The 19,066-nt window shown below is 67.6% G+C and carries 12 protein-coding genes; 8 read left to right on the forward strand and 4 right to left on the reverse strand.

Annotated elements, in window-relative coordinates; translation table 11 throughout:
• Window positions 1–958 precede the first annotated feature (958 nt).
• On the reverse strand, window positions 959–1,636 hold the full coding sequence (locus tag AB0L29_RS13060; protein WP_365826390.1) for a TrkA family potassium uptake protein: 678 nt from the start codon (window positions 1,634–1,636) through the stop codon (window positions 959–961).
• On the reverse strand, window positions 1,636–2,307 hold the full coding sequence (locus AB0L29_RS13065) for a TrkA family potassium uptake protein (protein WP_365826392.1): 672 nt from the start codon (window positions 2,305–2,307) through the stop codon (window positions 1,636–1,638). The genes AB0L29_RS13060 and AB0L29_RS13065 overlap by 1 nt, the downstream gene beginning before the upstream one ends.
• A gap of 485 nt (window positions 2,308–2,792) precedes the next feature.
• Here AB0L29_RS13065 and AB0L29_RS13070 point away from each other — a divergent pair, with 485 nt between their 5' ends.
• The 4 genes from AB0L29_RS13070 to AB0L29_RS13085 all read left to right on the forward strand — a co-directional run bounded on the left by AB0L29_RS13070 (window position 2,793) and on the right by AB0L29_RS13085 (window position 7,711).
• The gene (locus AB0L29_RS13070; RefSeq protein WP_365826394.1) at window positions 2,793–4,847 is read left to right on the forward strand and encodes an APC family permease; all 2,055 of its coding nucleotides are present in this window, start codon (window positions 2,793–2,795) and stop codon (window positions 4,845–4,847) included.
• Window positions 4,848–4,903: 56 nt separating this feature from the next.
• Window positions 4,904–6,232 (forward strand): class I SAM-dependent RNA methyltransferase, encoded by a 1,329-nt coding sequence (locus AB0L29_RS13075; RefSeq protein ID WP_365826396.1) that lies wholly within the window; start codon window positions 4,904–4,906, stop codon window positions 6,230–6,232.
• A gap of 360 nt (window positions 6,233–6,592) precedes the next feature.
• Window positions 6,593–6,754 carry a hypothetical protein gene (locus AB0L29_RS13080; RefSeq protein WP_365826398.1) on the forward strand — a complete coding sequence of 54 codons (162 nt, stop codon included), beginning with the start codon at window positions 6,593–6,595 and terminating at the stop codon, window positions 6,752–6,754.
• Between the two features lie 267 nt (window positions 6,755–7,021).
• Window positions 7,022–7,711 carry a DUF6882 domain-containing protein gene (locus AB0L29_RS13085; protein WP_365826400.1) on the forward strand — a complete coding sequence of 230 codons (690 nt, stop codon included), beginning with the start codon at window positions 7,022–7,024 and terminating at the stop codon, window positions 7,709–7,711.
• A 48-nt stretch (window positions 7,712–7,759) separates the two neighbouring features.
• Here AB0L29_RS13085 and AB0L29_RS13090 read toward each other — a convergent pair whose 3' ends face one another.
• Complete coding sequence (locus tag AB0L29_RS13090) at window positions 7,760–8,308, reverse strand: SMI1/KNR4 family protein (RefSeq protein WP_365826402.1); 549 nt, start codon at window positions 8,306–8,308, stop codon at window positions 7,760–7,762.
• Window positions 8,309–8,332: 24 nt separating this feature from the next.
• A complete protein-coding gene (locus AB0L29_RS13095) occupies window positions 8,333–13,069 on the reverse strand; it encodes an RHS repeat-associated core domain-containing protein (protein ID WP_365826404.1) in 4,737 nt (1,578 codons plus the stop codon).
• Between the two features lie 1,238 nt (window positions 13,070–14,307).
• Here AB0L29_RS13095 and AB0L29_RS13100 point away from each other — a divergent pair.
• From AB0L29_RS13100 to AB0L29_RS13115, 4 genes are all read left to right on the forward strand, one after another.
• Window positions 14,308–14,502 (forward strand): ribbon-helix-helix protein, CopG family, encoded by a 195-nt coding sequence (locus tag AB0L29_RS13100; protein WP_037672007.1) that lies wholly within the window; start codon window positions 14,308–14,310, stop codon window positions 14,500–14,502.
• Window positions 14,499–14,891: a type II toxin-antitoxin system death-on-curing family toxin gene (locus tag AB0L29_RS13105; RefSeq protein ID WP_365826406.1), complete on the forward strand. Its 393-nt coding sequence runs from the start codon at window positions 14,499–14,501 to the stop codon at window positions 14,889–14,891. The genes AB0L29_RS13100 and AB0L29_RS13105 overlap by 4 nt, the downstream gene beginning before the upstream one ends.
• Before the next feature lie 444 nt (window positions 14,892–15,335).
• Window positions 15,336–17,507 (forward strand): AAA family ATPase, encoded by a 2,172-nt coding sequence (locus AB0L29_RS13110; RefSeq protein ID WP_365826408.1) that lies wholly within the window; start codon window positions 15,336–15,338, stop codon window positions 17,505–17,507.
• A 13-nt stretch (window positions 17,508–17,520) separates the two neighbouring features.
• A complete protein-coding gene (locus AB0L29_RS13115) occupies window positions 17,521–18,987 on the forward strand; it encodes a UvrD-helicase domain-containing protein (RefSeq protein WP_365826410.1) in 1,467 nt (488 codons plus the stop codon).
• Window positions 18,988–19,066 lie beyond the last annotated feature (79 nt).

The raw sequence follows: 19,066 nt of genomic DNA on the forward strand, positions 1-19,066 counted from the left end.
ACGCAGACCGGGGTGGCGCCGCCGGCGAGGGCGAACTGGGTGGCGTAGGAGCCGAGGCCGCCGCTCGAGAACAACCCCGAGATTCCCCCGTCATCGAGAGATGAGGGCCTTCGTCTCCTGCATGGCCTAGAGACCAATCTCGCGACCTCTCTCCAAACGCCTCAGGAGGCTTGACTCCCTTGAGTCCACCCAGTGAGCTCCAAGAGATACCCGTCGCGACTCGAGAGCAGAGCGGGGTTCTTTGCTTCCACTCGAGATGAATGCCTGTCTCCCCGGGTGCGTCTGGAATGCAACCCCGAGATCCCTGTCGCCCCTGGAGAGGAACATTGGCTTCTGGACACAAGCCTAGATGAGGTCTATTGGCCCTGCAGTCACTCGAGAGCAATCCCCAGCTTTCCTTCGCAACTCGAATGGAAGATTGGACTTGCCTGGGCCAACACAAGAGGCAGCCTGAATTCCCCGTCGTAACTCGAGAATCCCGCCGTAACTCGAGAAAAACCACGTGGCTCCCCCGTCATCGCAAGATGAAGCCCTTTCCCGCTACAGCGCCTCAGGAGAAGTCCCACGTTAGGAATTGGAGGTCGAAAGGGCACTTGGCACCCTTGATGCGACCCACAAAGTTCCCCGAAATCCCGGTCTCCCTCGAGAGGAACACTGAGGTTTTCCGGCACCCCCTCCTCTGAGCCCTTTCTCCCCTCCTGATCTGGACAGGAGGGTCGACTCCCCTGCTTTGTCTGGAAGGGGTTCCCGACCTTCCGGTCGCACCTCAGGATGAGGCCGGTCTCACGAAGACATTCCAGACGTGGCCTCGTGGGTGGTTCCACATTCCGTAGGACCCCGATTTCCCGGTCCCCTCTTGATAAGAACCCGATGCCCGGACACCTCTCCGAACTCCACCCTGTGAATGAAGTCAACACGAAGGGGCAGTTTTTCCGTGCAGCCGTCCGCGTGGAGCGGATCAGTCCGCCGTGTCCTCGCGCCGCACGGACAGCAGGTCCTCCAGCTGCTCCTCGCGGGCCTGGGCGGCCACGAAGAGGAGCTCGTCGCCCGCCTCCAGGGAGTCGTCCCGGGTCGGGGTCAGCACCCGGGTGCCGCGGATGATGGTGACCAGGGAGGTGTCCTCCGGCCACTCCACGTCACCGACCTGGGTGCCGGCCAGGGCCGACTCCTCGGGCAGGGTCAGCTCGACGAGGTTGGCGTCGCCGTGGCTGAAGCGCAGCAGGCGGACCAGGTCGCCGACGCTCACCGCCTCCTCCACCAGGGCCGACATCAGGCGCGGCGTGGAGACGGCGACGTCCACGCCCCAGGACTCGTTGAACAGCCACTCGTTCTTGGGGTTGTTGACCCGGGCAACGACGCGCGGGACGCCGTACTCGGTCTTCGCGAGCAGCGAGACGACCAGGTTGACCTTGTCGTCGCCGGTCGCGGCGATGACGACGTTGCAGCGCTGCAGGGCCGCCTCGTCCAGGGAGGTGATCTCGCAGGCGTCGGCGAGCAGCCACTCGGCCTGCGGGACGCGCTCGACCGAGATGGCGGTCGGCGCCTTGTCGACGAGCAGGACCTCGTGACCGTTCTCCAGCAGTTCGCCGGCGATCGAGCGGCCGACCGCGCCGGCTCCGGCAATGGCGACCCTCATCAGTGACCGCCCCTTTCCTCGGGACCCTTGGCGAACGCCGCCTCGACCTTGTCGACCTCGTCGGTGCGCATCATCACGTGCACCAGGTCGCCCTCCTGCAGCACCGTCTGCGAGGTGGGCAGGATCGCCTCGCCGAGCCGGGTGAGGAACGCGACGCGCACCCCCGTCTCCTCCTGCAGCCTGCTGATCTTGTGCCCGACCCAGGCGGTGGAGGCGTGCACCTCGGCGAGCTGGACACCGCCGGTGGGGTCGCGCCACAGCGGCTCGGCACCCGAGGGGAGCAGACGGCGCAGCATCTGGTCGGCGGTCCAGCGGACGGTCGCGACGGTGGGGATGCCCAGGCGCTGGTAGACCTCCGCGCGGCGGGGGTCGTAGATGCGGGCCGCCACGTTCTCCACGCCGAACATCTCGCGGGCCACCCGCGCAGCGATGATGTTGGAGTTGTCACCGCTGGAGACGGCGGCGAAGGCGCCGGCCTCCTCGATGCCCGCCTCGCGCAGGGTGTCCTGGTCGAAGCCGACCCCGGTGACCCGGCGGCCGCCGAACGAGGAGCCCAGACGGCGGAAGGCGGTGGGGTCCTGGTCGATCACGGCGACCGTGTGCCCCTGTTCCTCCAGGGTCTGCGCAAGGGCGGAACCCACCCTTCCGCACCCCATGATGACAATGTGCACGGCCTCACACCACGCTTCCCACAGGCCTGCCGGCCCGCGTCACAGTTCTGCTCATGTCTCTCTCTCGGCTCGCCGGGCAACACGTCGCGGCCTCCGTGCGGGCCGCCGGGCACCATCATGCCGGTGTGATCCGGCCATGACGTCCCCCGGGGCGGCCTCGGTCCCGTGCCCGTGTCCAACGTATCGGCAAGACGAGACGGGAGCACTCAGCGGCGGCTGATGCTGCGCACGCTGGCGAGTGTCAGGAATCCGAGGCCGAGGAGCGTGGCCGTGGCGCCGATCAGCTCTGCGGTCGCGTGCATGGAACCTCCTGAGGACGGCAACGGCCGGGGAAACGGGCGGATTTTGTCATATAGGCATGGCAGCCCCGCCGGCTACGGAATCCGCAGCCGCACGGCCCCGGGATTTCACCCGGAGGGCAGACGGCCGCGGATGAGGGGTGGCGGGTGGGCGCCCCGGCGTTCGAACGCTTACGATCCTCTGTTGTGTCCAAACTGACCGACGTGCCCAAACGGATCCTGATCGGGCGCGCACTGCGCAGCGACCGGCTGGGGGAAACGCTCCTGCCGAAGCGCATCGCACTCCCCGTCTTCGCCTCCGACCCGCTGTCCTCCGTGGCGTACGCGCCCGGAGAGGTCCTGCTGGTGCTGTCCATCGCGGGCGTGTCGGCGTACCACTTCAGCCCCTGGATCGCGGTCGCGGTCGTCGTGCTCATGTTCACGGTGGTCGCCTCCTACCGGCAGAACGTGCACGCCTACCCGAGCGGTGGCGGCGACTACGAGGTGGCCAACACCAACCTCGGGCCCAAGGCCGGGCTGACGGTGGCGAGCGCCCTGCTCGTCGACTACGTCCTGACCGTCGCCGTGTCCATCTCCTCCGGCATCGAGAACCTCGGCTCCGCGATCCCGTTCGTCGTCGAGCACAAGGTGGCCTGCGCGGTCGGCGTGATCGTGCTGCTGACGCTGATGAACCTGCGCGGCGTCAAGGAATCGGGCACCCTCTTCGCGATCCCGACCTACGTCTTCGTGGCGGGCGTCTTCACCATGATCGCGTGGGGCGCGTTCCGCGCGGTCGTGCTCGGCGACGAGATGCACGCCCCGACCGCGGACTACGAGATCAAACCGGAACACCCGGGCCTCGCGGGCTTCGCCCTGGTCTTCCTGCTGCTGCGCGCCTTCTCCTCCGGCTGCGCCGCGCTCACCGGCGTCGAGGCGATCTCCAACGGCGTCCCGGCCTTCCGCAGGCCCAAGTCCAGGAACGCGGCGACCACGCTGGCGCTGATGGGCCTGCTCGCCGTCACCATGTTCTGCGGCATCATCGCGCTGGCCGCGGCGACCGGCGTGCGCATGGCCGAGAACCCCGCCAAGGACCTGGTCCACGACGGCGTCCCGCTCGGCCCGGACTACGTCCAGAACCCGGTGATCTCGCAGGTCGCCGAAGCCGTCTTCGGCGACGGCAGCTTCCTGTTCATCGTGCTCGCCGCCGCCACCGCGCTGGTGCTGTTCCTCGCCGCCAACACCGCCTACAACGGTTTCCCGCTGCTCGGCTCGATCCTCGCCCAGGACCGCTACCTGCCGCGCCAGCTGCACACCCGCGGCGACCGCCTGGCGTTCTCCAACGGCATCGTGCTCCTCGCCGGCGCGGCCGTGCTGCTGGTGTGGATCTACGACGCCGACTCCACGCGCCTCATCCAGCTCTACATCGTCGGCGTGTTCGTGTCCTTCACGCTCAGCCAGACCGGCATGGTCCGGCACTGGAACCGCCACCTGGCCACGGAGAGGGACCAGGCCGAGCGCCGCCGCATGGTCCGCTCGCGGGCCATCAACGCCTTCGGCGCCTTCTTCACCGGCCTGGTGCTGGTCGTCGTCCTGGTCACCAAGTTCACGCACGGCGCGTGGGTCGCGCTGCTGGGCATGGTGATCTTCTACGTGACCATGACGGCGATCCGTAAGCACTACGACCGCGTCGCCGAGGAGATCGCGGCCCCGGACGGCCCGAGCGACGACATCGTCCGGCCGTCCCGGGTCCACTCCGTCGTGCTGATCTCCAAGATCCACCGTCCGACGCTGCGCGCGCTCTCCTACGCCAAGCTGCTGCGCTCGGACACCCTGGAGGCGCTCAGCGTCAACGTCGACCCGGTGGAGACCAGGGCGCTGCGCGAGGAGTGGGAGCGGCGCGGCATCGACGTACCGCTGAAGGTCCTGGACTCGCCCTACCGCGAGATCACGCGGCCGGTCATCGAGTACGTCAAGAGCCTGCGCAAGGAGTCGCCGCGCGACGCGGTGTCCGTGATCATCCCCGAGTACGTGGTCGGCCACTGGTACGAGCACCTGCTGCACAACCAGAGCGCGCTGCGGCTCAAGGGCCGGCTGCTGTTCACGCCGGGCGTCATGGTGACCTCGGTGCCGTACCAGCTGCAGTCCTCCGAGGCGGCCAAGCGGCGCGCCCGCAGGGAGCAGGAGTGGAGCAAGCGCGCGCCGGGCGCGGTGCGGCGCGGTCCGGCGGAGGAGCGGGCGAAGGACTCCTCGCCGTCCCAGTAGACTGGTGGGCTGTTGTCCGCCCGTTTTCCCTCACGAAGTTGTGGAGTCACCCCGCCATGCAGGCAGAACCGAGGAAGTCGTTGGTGGGGGAGGAGTACGAGGTCGAGATCGGCCCCGTCGCCCACGGCGGTCACTGCATCGCCCGTACGTCCGAGGGGCAGGTGCTGTTCGTGCGGCACGCGCTGCCCGGTGAGCGGGTCGTGGCGCGGGTGACGGAGGGCGAGGAGGGGGCCCGGTTCCTGCGCGCCGACGCCGTCAGGATCCTGGACGCCTCCAAGGACCGCATCGACGCGCCCTGCCCGTTCGCCGGCCCCGGCCGCTGCGGCGGCTGCGACTGGCAGCACGCCAAGCCGGGCGCGCAGCGGCGCCTGAAGGGCGAGGTCGTCGCCGAGCAGCTCCGGCGGCTCGCCGGACTCACGCCCGAGGAGGCCGGCTGGGACGGCACGGTGGTGCCGGCCGAGGGCGACAAGGTGCCCGCGGGCGAGGTCCCGGCGTGGCGGACGCGGGTGCAGTACGCGGTGACCGCCGACGGCCGCGCGGGCCTGCGCCGACACCGCTCGCACGAGGTCGAGCCGATCGACCACTGCCTGATCGCCGCCGAGGGCGTCAGCGAGCTCGGCATCGAGAAGCGCGACTGGACCGGCATGGACTCCGTCGAGGCGATCGCGGCGACCGGCTCGCAGGACCGCCAGGTGATCCTCACGCCGAAGCCGGGCGCGCGCCTGCCGCTGGTGGAACTGGACCGCCCGGTGTCGGTGATGCGGGTGGACGAGCGCTCCGGCGGCGTCCACCGCGTCCACGGCCGACCCTTCGTCCGCGAACGCGCGGACGGCCGCACCCACCGCGTCGGCGGCGGCGGCTTCTGGCAGGTCCACCCGAAGGCGGCGGACACCCTGGTGACCGCGGTCATGCAGGGCCTGCTGCCGCGCAAGGGCGAGACGGCCCTCGACCTGTACTGCGGCGTCGGTCTGTTCGCGGGCGCGCTCGCCGACCGCCTCGGCGAGAAGGGCGCGGTCCTCGGCATCGAGTCGGGCAAGCGCGCGGTGGAGGACGCCCGGCACAACCTCGCCGGCTTCGACCGGGTGCGGATCGAGCAGGGCAAGGTCGAGTCCGTCCTCCCGCGCACCGGCATCACCGAGGTCGACCTCATCGTCCTCGACCCGCCCCGCTCGGGCGCCGGCCGCGGGACGGTGGCGCACCTGGCGTCGCTCGGGGCGCGGCGGATCGCGTACGTGGCGTGCGATCCGGCGGCGCTGGCGCGGGACCTGGCGTACTTCCGGGACGGGGGGTACCGGGTGCGGACGCTCAGGGCGTTCGACCTGTTTCCGATGACGTCGCACGTGGAGTGCGTGGCGATTCTGGAGCCTGCCCAAAAGGCAATCTGACCTGCGGTTTTCTCGTGTTCTTCAGATGCGGCCGACGGTGCTTGACCTGTTTCCCGAAGTTCACCGCGTGGAGCATGTTGTACGTTCCCGCCACGTGTCTCACCTGCGGTTTCGCAGCCGGGGTGTGGGTCCAGAACGGTCTGCCTCAACTCCGTGAGAGATGGGTTCGGGAAATGTCTTGACGCTCGGTCGACGCTGTTTCTGACGGAGCGTGAGGTGGTCGTCCTGGATCAGATAGCGCGAGTCAATCGACTTGAGGCGGCGACTGAGGCGGCGGTCGAGCGACTCGGCAGCCGGTTCGCGCGACTGGACGGTCAAGTAGGGCACGCGCTGAGACGTACCCGAGATCACGCGGGGAATTTGTCGCGCGACCGTCTCCAGGGACTCTCGGAGATCGTGCAGAAGGCCGAGGATCTCGGCGTCACGGACGTACGCATTCTGATGAGGGGACGGGAACTCCTCGTCGCCCACAACGGCAGTCCCGTACGGTTGCCGGACGTTCTGGCCCTGGCGATGCCCTAGTTGACGAGCAAGGCTCTCGTAGCACGTCTCTGACCCCACCACTGCGTAGGCATCTCCCGCACGAGATACCTCAACGGATCGTTCCGAAGAGCCGGTGGTGGGTCTTGCTCGTACAGCAGGTGAGAGACCTCCTGGCAGACGAACTGCGTGAGGCCACGGAGGGTCACCCCAGGTGCTCCCAGCCTATCGAGTTCTCGACGACTTCCACTGTGACTGTCTCACGCAGGGCCTCGAAGCGGTCGCCGTGGAACCCCCTAGAGTTGGGTCATGACGAGTGAATTCAGCGATGCCTTCCTCCGCGAGGCCGAGCGGCATGCCGCATGGGGCGCTGTCCAATTGGAGACTCTGACCGCGTTTCTGCCTGAGGGGCCCTGGACCGCCGACCTGGAGGCATGCCTGTACCGGCAGGGAGACCTGGTGCTGCGCGTGGGTGTGCTGGGGACGTACGACACCTCGGAGCAGTCCTGGATGTGGGGCTGGGCGAACCCGGGGCTCCAGGACACGGAGGTGGTCTCCCTGGCCGCCACCGTCGAGCGGTACGGGCGGGCGCGCGGTATCACCGAGCTGACCGAGGAGGTCCTGGACCTATCCGGTTTCCCCGATCCGCGCTGGGCCGCCGAGACGCTCGCCTTCACCGGCATGGGGGTGGCCGATGCACCCGGATACATCGGCGCCCCGGCGGGACCGGCTACTCAGGTGTACTTCCTGCCGGACGACCCCCAGGTGCCGCGCGCCGGCCTGGACGCGGTCGCCTTGCCGCGGACGCTGCTCACCGGCGCGCAGCTGATCGGGCATTCGGCTCGGCACGTAGTCAGCGGGTACTTCGACCACCACGGCGTCCCGCACCGTACGGAGGGTGACCGGATCGTCGCCGAACTGCCCGGTGGCGGGGCGGTCGAGGTCACCTTCGACGCCGCCGGGCGGATCGCGGGCGTGGAGGCCGGGATCCGTCCTTGAGCCGGGCGTCGCGGGCCCCGGCCGCCGGGACCCGCCAGCCGGGGTCCCTCAGTCCCCCTCGTCGAGGATCTCGTCGTTGGAGTCGAACTGATGGCTGTCGGCGGGCAGGTCGGGGAAGTACGAGCTCTCGGACTCTCCCGTCAGGACGGCCAGGAGAAAGGAGGCGCACTGAGTGGCGTGGTGCTCCCACTCGGGACCGCGCCCCTCGTTGAACAGCACGGTCCACTCGTCCGGGCTCTGCCCCGGTCCGGCGAGCCAGTAGAGCATCGCTCCGCTGTCCTCGATGGAGGCCCAGGGCAGGACCCGCGTACCCGGCCCGTCGAGTTCCGCCGGTTTGGGCTCGGACTGCCACAGCCGGGCCAGCACCTCCTCCCGTTCCGCGGACTGGGCCACGAGGTTGTAGTCCTCGTCAGGGCACTGCGGGTCGAACAGCCATACCGTCTCGTCGAAGACGCCGCCCCCGTAGACCTCGACCAGTTCCTTGTAGTCCTCCGGCAACTGCGTGCCGAGGACCCGTTCGACAGCGTTCCAGTCACGGGTCCGCCGGGGGCTGCCCGGCGGAACGATCTCGATGAGCCTGGCTACCGCGGGATGCATGAGGCGCTTGTCTCCTTGGAGGCGTCATATCCGTTTGGGGACGTTCAGGATAGTGACGATGTTCGTGGTGCTGCCGCCCTCGTAGGGAGTGAAGGCGAATCCCTTGTTGCCTCGGGCCTCTATCGTCAGCCCCAGCGGAATGACGTCGGTGGGGTCGTTCGTGCGGTAGATGGGCGTGACGGTGTACTCGATGGTCTCACCGCGCTTGTCGACCGCTTCCCTGATCTGGTCCTCGATCTTCCGCATGACCGGTGAATTGGCGAACCGGTGCATGGTGACGAAGTTTCGGGGGTCCCGGTTGGAGCCGCCGATCTGCGCGCCGAGCAAGTGGGTCTTGTTGAGCTTCTTGTACTTCTGGTAACCGGGCACATTCACCCGGGGGTCAGTCTTGCCGCCGGTCATGTCGGACTCGATCGTCGCGCGCATGGTGGTGGCGCGGCCTCCGGGACCGGGCGCACCGTAGCGGACCCGGCCTCTCCACGTGACGTCGTTCTCGTCACAGGGAGTGAGACCCAGCGGATCGGACAGCGTGTGCGGGTTGTCGACGTAGGCGAAGGGGTTCGGTGCGGGGGCCAGACCGAGGGGGTCCGAAGTGAGGTAGCGCGCGGTTTCCGGGTCGTAATGGCGGAAGTAGTTGTGGTGCAGTCCCGTCTCGGGGTCGTAGTACTGCCCCGGGAACCTGAGCGGCGTGTAGGCGGTGGCGTCGTGATTCCAGGTCGTTGAGCCCCAGAGGGTCGTGCGGGTGCGCCACGCGATCCTGCCCTCCTCGTCGACGAGTTCGGTCGGAGTGCCGATCTGGTCTGTGACGATGGCGAAGAAGCGCTGGTCGATGATGTCCTGCGGAGCGTCCGCAAGGGACTTGGTCTCGGTCTGCGCGATAGGTGCCTGGCCGTCGTGGTCCCAGGTGAGCGTGACCAGTTCGGCCGCGCCACTGACCCGGGTGGTCTGCTCGACCAGCGTGGAACCGTCCCAGACGAACCGGGTTTCCTCGGCGATGTCGCCGTCCGTGGACAGACGCTGTTTCGCGATGCGCCGCCCGAGAGGGTCGTACAGGTACCTCCAGCAAGTGCCGTCCGGGGTGACGACGGAGATGAGCCGGTCCTCGGCGTCCCAGGTGTAACGCCAGGTGTCGGGCTTGCGGGAGAGACGTTTGACCTGCCGGACCACGCACCGGCCGGCGGCATCGTGCTCGTAGCGCACGTTGCCGGCGCTGATCAGGCGCGTTCCGGCGTAGCTGCGCGTTCCTCGCGCCTGGCTGCCGGGATGCTTCTCCGGCCAGGTCGCCCGCGTCTGGTTGCCGGTTTCGTCGTAAGCGTAGCTCTCACTCCAGCGTCCGGCCTCGACGGCGCTGACCCGTCCCGCCCGGTCCAGGTGGAACGAGCGTCGGCCGGCGTCCCGGTCGGTGATGCCGGTCAGGAGCCCGTCATGACGGTAGGTGTAGCTGCGCTGGATGGACGGCTGCGCGGTGCCGTGGACGGTGAGTGTCTGGCCGCTGAGGCTGCCGGCGGGATTCCAGGCGAAGGCAAGGGTGAAGCGGTCACCGAGGTGCCGCAGTACCTCCCGCCCCGCCGCGTCGTGCTCGAAGGAGAGGATACGGCCCGAAAGCGACAGCTCGGCGTAGTGGCCGGACGCGTCGTAGCGGTACGCCGTCTCGACGCCCCGGGGTGTCCTGCGGAGTGTCCGGCGCCCCGAGGCGTCGCAGGCCGTGGTCAGCGTCCGGCCGTCGATGGTCTCCGCGATGACACGCCCCGCCTCGTCGTACGCGTAGGCCAGAGTCCCGTCGGGGCCGGTTGCCGAGAGGAGTCGCCCGCACGCGTCGTTCCGGAAGACGGTCCTGCGCCCGTCGACGACCTTCTCGACGAGTTGGCCGGACGCGTCGTAGCGGTAACCGACGGTCTGCCCCGCTGCGTTGATCCGCGCGGTCAGGTCGCCCGCCGCGTCGTAGTGGTATGTCGTCTCGTGCCCGTCGAAATCGCTCTCCTTCACCAGTTGTCCGACGGCGTCGTAGACATACCTCCAGACGAGTCCCTGGGGGTTGAGCACCTCCGTCAGCCGGCGCTCGGTGTCATAGCGGTACCGGTATTCCACGCCGTCCGGGGCGATACGAGCGACCAGCAGGTCGAAGGGGCCGTAGACCAGCCGTGTACGCCCCCCGACAGCATCGGTGTGGCCGGTGCAGTTGCCCTCTCCGTCATACGACCAGACTTCGGTGGCGCCGTTGGCCGCGGTACGTTCCCGCAGCCGGCCCTCGGCGTCCCACACGAGCGTGGTGGTCGCCCCGAGCGGGTCGGTGATGCGCGTCGGGCGCCCGAAGGTGTCCCGCAGATAGCGGGTGCGGTTCCCCTGCGCGTCTTCCACGACGGTGGCCAGGCCCGCCGGGTCGGTGTCGAAACGGAGGGTGTCGCCCGCGGGACCGCTGACCGTGGCGACGGCGCCCGTGGAATGGTGGGTGAACAGGTGAACCGATCCGTCCGGTGCGGTCAGGACGGTGCAGTTGCCCCGTGAGTCGAAGTCCTGGACGTACGTGGCCCCCTGCGGATCGGTGATGCGGACCGGCAGGTGCAACGCGTTGTAGGTGACGTGGCTGCTCGTGCCGTCGGGAGCCGTGACCGAAACCAGGTCGCCCGCGTCGTCCCACGTCCAGCGGATGGTACGACCCAGGGGGTCGGTGCGGGAGAGCAGGCGGTCGTGGCGGTCCCAGGTTTGGGTGGTGGTGTGCCCGAGCGGGTCGGTGATCGCGACGATCTGCCCACGCCGGTTGGCGCGGTAGATCGTGGTGTTGCCGAGTGAATCGGTGTACGTGGCGGTGCTTGTGCCGTCGGCCTGGCGCTCGCCGTAGGTCAGGCGGGAGTTGAGGATGCCGTCGGTCCCGCGGGTCTCGATCACCCGTCCGCCGGCATCGTAGACGTACGTGAACTCGGTGTCGTTGGAGTCCCGCCACGCCGTCACGCGGTGGGCGCCGTCGTAGGTGAACCGCGTGGGCGCGTTGACCGCGTTGCGGACTTCGTCCAGGCTCCCGGTCTCGGCGTCGTAGCCGAAGGCGCGCAGGCGTACCGGGTCGTCGTCGGTGAGGGCCCACAGCGCGGTGACGCGCTGCTGGTCGTCGTGGTCGACACGTATGCGGTAACCACCGCTGTGGGTGACGGCGAGCGGCACACCGTCCTCGTCACGTTCGATGGAGATGCGGTTGCCGTTGCGGTCCTCGATGCCGACCAGCCACCACGGTCCGCCGTGCGCCGTGCCGGCTTCGAACTGGCGCGTGAGTCCTGAGTATGGGTCCTCCACCGTGAGGACGTAACCGCTGCCGCGGCTCACATAGGTCAGCGGAAGGTGGACGCCCTCGGCGGGCCCCACCCGGTCACCGGGCAGGTCGGGCATACGCGGATAGGCGAGCGCGGACCCGTCCTCCCGGTGCCACCAGTATCCGCCCAGAGCGTCGTCCTGCTGGATCCGTTCGTCGAGGGTGGAGGCCCAGGACGGGCCGAAGAAGCGGCCCGCGTCGTAGCCGGAGAGGTGGGTGCGGCGCAGGGTCAGGGGAAGGATGCCGGGCACGTCGGTGTCGGTCTGGGAGAGGACCATCTGCCCGGTGGACATGTCGATCGGGTCGCCGCACAGCGGTCTGTTGTTCAGCTCCCGGGCCTGCTGCGACAGCTTCGAGGAGTCGATCTTCAGGCCGGGGTCGGGCTTGCGGCCGGATGCCGGGGGGCCGTGGTGGCCGGCACCTCCGTCCGACGTGCTGCTGTTGACCTGGACGCTGTTGGCGCGGCGGCCGGCGTCGATGTCGTTGCCCTTGTGGAGGCGGGAGGTGGCCTTCACGCGGTCCGGGACGGTTTCGGAGAGGTGCTTGACGATCTTCTTGACCGCCTTGTCCGAGCCCTTGAGGGCGCCCTCCAGGACCGACTCGAAGGGCGCGGTGAAGGCGTCCTTGCCCTTGGTGCGGCCGAAGTGGCCTTTGGCCCGCTCCAGCGGGGCGGTGACGGCGGTGTGCAGGTCGCCGCCGTGCCGGGAGACCTTGTCGGCGCCGTCCTCGAACTCGACGTGGTCGATGTGCAGGTTGCTGCCGGGTCCGCCGCCCGCGGAAGCCAACACCATCGCCCCGCCGCCGGCCGAGGCGAGCTGCATGCCGCCGCCGTGGCCGTGCTTGCCGGAGCCGCCACCGCCGCCGTTCGTGGGCTCCGGGGGCAGGGAGAACGCGCCCTCGGCCAGGTCCAGGACCGCGTCCTCGACCATCTTCTCCAGCTTGGCGTTGACCGGTTCGGTCAGCCGGGCGACCAGCTCGTCCACGATCCGGTCGGCGGCCTCGTCGACGATCCGCTTGACCGCCTGCCGCATCGCTGTGATCTCCGCCGCGCCGAGCAGCGCGGACAGGCCGCCGGTGAAGGCGGCGAGGCCGAGGGAGATGCCCACCGAGGCGGCCATCGCGCCGAGTTCGATCTCCGCCTTGACCTTCATCCCGTAGATGATGTCGGCGACGACGTCGCACGCGTCCGCGAAGAGCCGTGCCAGCTCCGGGATCTTGTCCAGGTGGCCGGCCTTGACGTGCGACCAGTGCTTCTCCAGCGCATCGACTGCCCAGCCCTGCGAGGAGGACAGGATGCGTGTCACCGCCTTGTGGGTGTCCCCGCCCTTGCCCTCGAAGTTGTCGGCGAACTCCCGCATGGACGTGGCCATCTCGCGGTAGTCGTCCTCGTCGACGTTCGGGAAGTTGATCCCGATGACGTCGAGGATCTCGTCCAGCCAGCCCGGGATCGTGTAGCCCATCCCCCGTGCTCCCCCCGGTTGATCGATCAGGCGTGCTGTCACTCGTGTGGACGAATGGTAGCCAACATGCTTGACGTACTATCAGTTGGTCTCTATGGCTTGCCGAGCTGAGCCTCACGGCTCGGCTGGCCGGGACAGGCTGCGGGAGTGGTGACGGGTGGACGCGGGAGCCGTTCGCCAGCGGGAGCCGGCAGCACCCGTCCGTGTGGGAGGGGGGTTTGCGGATTGAGGCGGTCGGCGTTCCCGCACTGTGGGATCACAGCCGCACAAGGCAGTAGAGGCGGTGGCCCGCCGACCGTGCCCGGGACGCGAGCGTCGCGAGGTGCCAGAGGCATGCGGCCAGAGAGCCCGGGTCTGCGTCTCTTCCGAACTCCCCGATGCGGATTCGTTGTCGGCGGCGCGGCCGGGAGCGTGGCCGTCCGCTCCAGCGCAGCGATGCCGATGCTGACCAGAAAGACTGCATACCCTCCCACGAACCGTCCCCGCCCGCCGATCGGGGACCGGCGCCCTTTCCTGGACTTCCGGGTGGATGATCTTGACGCCGACCAACACATCAGCGCGGCGTTCTTCCGTCTCGTCGGCGTGGATGACCGACCCCAAGTCCTCCTCTCCGGAGGCGGCGCCAAGACAGGCGCAGGCGGCGGTGGGGCAGGCGGTGAGGGTTGGGTTTCCAGCCACTCACCGACCACGAACGACCTCTATGAGCTACTGCAGTGATGCTCCGAGTGGAGCCCGAGCGGCCACTGCAGTCCGCCGTACGACTCACCGCTCAGCGGCCGTGACGCTCGTTTGACGCTCTAGGCTCCCGGAAGCGCGTTGGCGGACCCGAAAACCTGGCCTGACCTGCACTTCCTTGCGCCTCGACACCACGTGACATGTCTCCGATGACGTCGCACGTGGAGTGCGTCGCGATCCTCGAGCCCGCGGGCAATGGTGCCTGACCTGCGGTTTTGTTGCTGTGGTGGGTTGCTCGACCTGTTTCCCTCCGTGCAGCGGGTTCGAGCGGACGGATCACTCTTGTAGCTCGCTGACCTGCGGATTCGTGAGCGAGGTGCCTGCATCGGCGACGCCTTCAGAGGGTCGTTCGGAGATTCGTGACGCTCGGATGACGCTCGAAGCGGAAGTCTCTGCTGCACCGCCGCAGGCGATGCGAGTGACCATTCCGGCCCCACTTTCCTTGGAGGCCGAGAACGCGGCCCGACCGCACCACTTTGATACCGGTCAGGTATCATCTCTGTATGGCGATGACTCTCCGACTCCCCGACGACCTTGACGCGAAGCTCACCGAGCGGGCTCGCCGGGAGGGCCGCAGCAAGCAGGAACTTGCCATTGAGGCCATCCGTGACGCTCAGAACCGGGCCGAGCTGAAGGTCGATGACGTCTTGGCCGAGCTCATGGACAGCGATGCAGAGATCCTGGACTACTTGAAGTGACCGGCGTCCGCTACGTCCAGATCGACGAGATCCTGGCCATCGCCCGCGCGGTCAACGGGACCGACCACAGTGTGCGTGACCTAGGCCTTCTGGTGTCGGCGATCGAGCGTCCCCGGACGAACGTGTTCGGGGCTGAGTTGTATCCCACGCTGCACGAGAAGGCTGCGGCACTGCTGCACTCCGTCGCCCGCAATCACGCGCTGATCGACGGCAACAAGCGCACCGCCTGGCTCGCCATGCGTGTCTTCCTGCGCTTCAACGGCGTCAGTGCCAGTACTGTCCCGCCGCCCGTCCCCGTTGCCGGCCCGTTCGTCGAGGACGTCGCGCAGGACAACATCGATGTACCGGCCATTGCCAAGCGCCTCTCGATCTGGTTCCCCATTTCCTGACGTTCGGCATCGTGTGGTGCGGGACGAAAAGAGGTCTGGAAAGCGGTGCTGGCTCCACACATTCCGCTTTCCTTGGATCAGTTCATTCAGCGGGTTGATGCGTTTGCCGTCGCGAGACGTAGCAGCGAGTCCGCTCGGCGCGGAAATGGCGCCCCGAGAGTGGTGTGACCGACACCCACCGCGCACCTGCCAACTCGGCTGGCTTTCGGCCTGGACGACCATGGAGGCCGTTGCGCTCCTCGTCACCGATTGGGGCGTACGCGACCGCCTCTGCCCTGCCCGGACGCGGGAAGGGTTCTCCCGTCGGAGTCTTGAAGAGGGCGAGGAGTCGTCCGGCGTTCGATCGAACCCAGGCACCCCCAGGCCGCAAGCGATCAAAGGAGAAGCAGTGTTGTCAGTGCTGGGGGTGATGATGACTTCACGTACTTCTTGTCCATGGGGGGCATGATGCACCTGAGTCGTATCGTGGTGAGTGGGTTTCGGGCGAGCGTAGACGGTGAGATGGTCTGCCATCTACCGGGCCGTTTCAGCGTGCTGATCGGAGCCAACGGGGTCGGGAAGACGACGCTCACGGATGCGCTCTACCTTGCTCATCCCGGTTCTCGCTTCCCGGTCCTGCCGAGGTACGGATCCGCCACGCTCGCACCCGAGAGGTCCACCCGCACCATCATGGTGGAGTACCGGCTGGGCGATAGCCTCGACGGGGAAGGCCGTCTCGGACGCCAGTTGCATGAGGTCAGCCACCAGCGCCTTGGGAGTGTTGCTCAGAGCTGGGGTGTCACGCTGGGTCGCAGGCTCGGCAGTGTTACCTCGAAGATTGAGACGACGCATGGTAGGTCCTTGGATCTGGACCCGTACAAGCTGATCTACCTGCCGGCCTTGCGTAGTCCTCTGGACGAACTGGCTCGCCGCGAGGCACGGATCCTGGTTGAGCTGCTCCGTGCTGAACAGCAGCGTCTGAACGGCACCCGGAACCTTGTGGGACTCCGGGCGCGGGCCTCCCAGCTGCTTGAGGAACTGGCCAAGGAGAGCATCATCGACGCCGTCGAGAAGAGGATCGGCGGGTACCTCACGGACTTGTCGGCTGGGGTGAGTCACCAGTGGTCGTACATACGTGGGCAGGTCATTGACGACACCTACTTGGCTCGCGTGCTGGAAGTCATGCTCGCTGTCATGGAGGGACGCAGATTCGCTCGGCCGCTTGAAGTGTCCGGGTTGGGATACGTCAACCTGTTGCACATCGCCGTGATCCTGGCGGCGATACCGGACTCCACTGAACTTCCCCAGGATGCTCGTGACCAGCCGCCCCTCACGGATGTTCAGCAGATCGAGCAGGCGACCAGGAACCTTGAACAGGCGCAGGCCGATGCCGAGTCGGAGGAGGATTCCTTCTTCGGTGCGAAGCCCTTCCACGCGACGGTCGTCATCGAGGAGCCTGAGGCGCACCTTCACCCGCAGTTGCAGCACGCTCTCGTTCGGTACTTGCGCAGAACCGTCAAGAAGCGGCCGGAACTGCAGGTCATCCTCTCCAGCCATGCGACGGACGTCATCACGTCCTGCTCCCCCGAGGAGGTCGTCGTCGTACGTCAGACGGCGCAGGGGAGAGTGTGTCGTGCTGTTGCCGATGTTGTGCCGGATAAGCACCGCGACGTGACACTGCGGAAGACACGGCTCCATCTGGACGCCAGTCGGTCCGCCGCCCTCTTCGCTGACCGCCTCGTCCTGGTCGAGGGGGTCACCGACGCCGCCGTGCTTCGGGAGTTCGGCAGGACTTGGGCCGGAGAGGACGCGCGCAAGCAGGCATTCATCGATGCGCTCAGCATTGTCCACATGGGGTGGAAGGTCGGGCAGTGGCCGGCGCATCTCCTGGCGACTCCGGGTAAGGAACTGTGTACCAAGCTGGCGATCCTGGTCGACAGCGACCTACCGTTCGAGAGCAACGAGCGCAAGAAGCCGACCTGGCTTTCTGAGCACGATCCATCGGTCGTTGATGCCTTCGTCAGCCATCCGACCTTGGAGCCGTCGATCACCGAGGGTAACGAGGACTTGATCGAGGCGGCCCTACGCGAAGTGGACCTGCACAAGCCGCTCGTAACGGCCCGGACGGTCCACGAACTGTTCCGCAGTGCTCGGAGGGGCAAGGACGGGGAGTCCGGCGTCCCAGCAGGGCGGGGTTCCAGTAAGAAGGGGGACTTCGCGCTTGCCTTCGCCGGTCTCCTGGCAGAGGCCAACGAAGCAGGTCCCGAGCAGGCGTCGCGCCTTCCGACCGTGCCCGACCACATGCGGCGGCTCTTCGAGTTCCTGTACCCGCCCATGCCGGCCGATGAGACCGACCTCTGTGAGTTCACTGATGAGCCGGACTGGCTCGTGCTGGACGACCAAAGGGATATGGATGAGCAACAGGTCAATGACACGGTGGAGTTCTACTGGCCGGACGATTGGCAGGAGGAAGAGCGGGAGTGGGCGGAGGCAACCGGGCACGATCCGGCCCCTGAGCCGCCGGACCCTGCCGCGCCGGATCCGGATGCACCACCATGGGAGGAACTCCAGCACTGGCAGCCCTCCTTTGGGGGCTGGCCGACAGCCACACGTCGAATGACGGTTTCCGATGGGTAGTCGCTGGCCTGGCATGCGCGGTCTCACGCCGGAGCAACTCCTTACCGCCGCAAGCCCTCACCGTCTCGTCTACGTAGAGGCGATTCCCGGATCCGGGAAGACGACCGTCTCCCAACGGCGCTTTGGCCTGCACCGCTTCGCGCGCACGACCGATCACCGGGCGGTCGTGGCGGTCAGCTTCACACGCTCGGCCACTGAGGAGATACGTAGCCGCGTGCTTCGACAGTGGGGTCCTTCAGCCCTGGCGTGGCCCCATCGCATCATCACCCTCGACACCGTCCTGAACGACCTGCTCACCCACCTCCTGCGGTCTGAGGTCCTCCAGTGGCCAGGTGGCCACGAGAAACTGGAGGTACTGGACACATGGCGAACACACTTCCCCACCATCCGCACTACCGCGAAGCCCGCTCTCCGCCTCATGGGCACCCAGGTCAGCACCACCTACCTAGCTGAGCCGACGCCGGACAACTACATAAAGCCAGCGGACTTCGCAACTGCGGTCCACGAAGGAAGGTGCACGCACGAGAACGTACGTGAGGTCCTGAACGCGGCCCTCCGCATCGACCGTATCCGCGCCCATGTGACGACCTACTTCGCCATGACGATCAGGTCGCTACTCGTCGACGAGGTCTACGACGCGAACGACCTGGACGTGGAGATCATTCGCATCGCGGCGGAAGCAGGACTGGCCGTCACTCTGGTGGGAGACCCCTGGCAAGCCCTCTACGCCTTTCGTGGCGCCCGTCCGCAGAGCGTGCGCCGGCTCATCGAGCTACTGGCCTTCGAGCGCCGCGAACTCCAGACGTCGTTCAGGTGGCAGGACAGTACCGACCAGACGTCACTGGCACGTCGACTGCGCCGCAGGGAGCGGGTGGTCCTTCCCGCGGGTGCGGCACGAGACGTCCAAGTCGTCCTCGCACGGCGCTGGAAGACGCTGTGGGACGGGAGCCCTCACGTCCTCCCGCTGGCCGTCAAGCAGCCATCAGGACCGTTCCAGGAGGCAGTGTGCACCTTGCTCCTGAATGAGCTGACCCAAAGTTCCTTTGGCCTGCCAGCTGCATTTATCAGCGATGCTCGGTCCACGCTGGGCATCGAAGAGGCTGAAACGTTCGAGGGGCTGCGTCCGGACCTAGAGACTGCTCTTCAGCGACTGGCGAGCCAGGACGACGTCGGCGAAGTATGGACCGCCTTGACGGAGAGCGTTGTCGCGAAGACGCACTTCGAGCCGTCGGAAAGCCAGAAGCGGACACCACGCAAGGCGCTCGGTAACCTGCGCTTACGGCTGGAGGACGCGCACGAGCGACTTGTTCCCGGCCTAACGTGCCACCAGGCGAAGGGTAGGGAGTGGGACAGGGTCGGGGTGAGACTGGAAGAGTCTGACGCCGCCGTGCTCCGAAAGGGGCTCGACCCTGCCGATGAGGCTCACCGCTCGCTCTACGTCGCACTCACCAGGGCACGAGTCCGCAGCCTAGCGGTGTAAACGAAGGATAGCCTGCAGGACCAGGGATGGTCCTGAGTACCGGCTATCGCCAAGTGAAGCGCTCCGGGTCTGATGGAGG

It is taken from the genome of Streptomyces sp. NPDC052701, assembly GCF_040678355.1.
GTDB lineage: Bacteria > Actinomycetota > Actinomycetes > Streptomycetales > Streptomycetaceae > Streptomyces.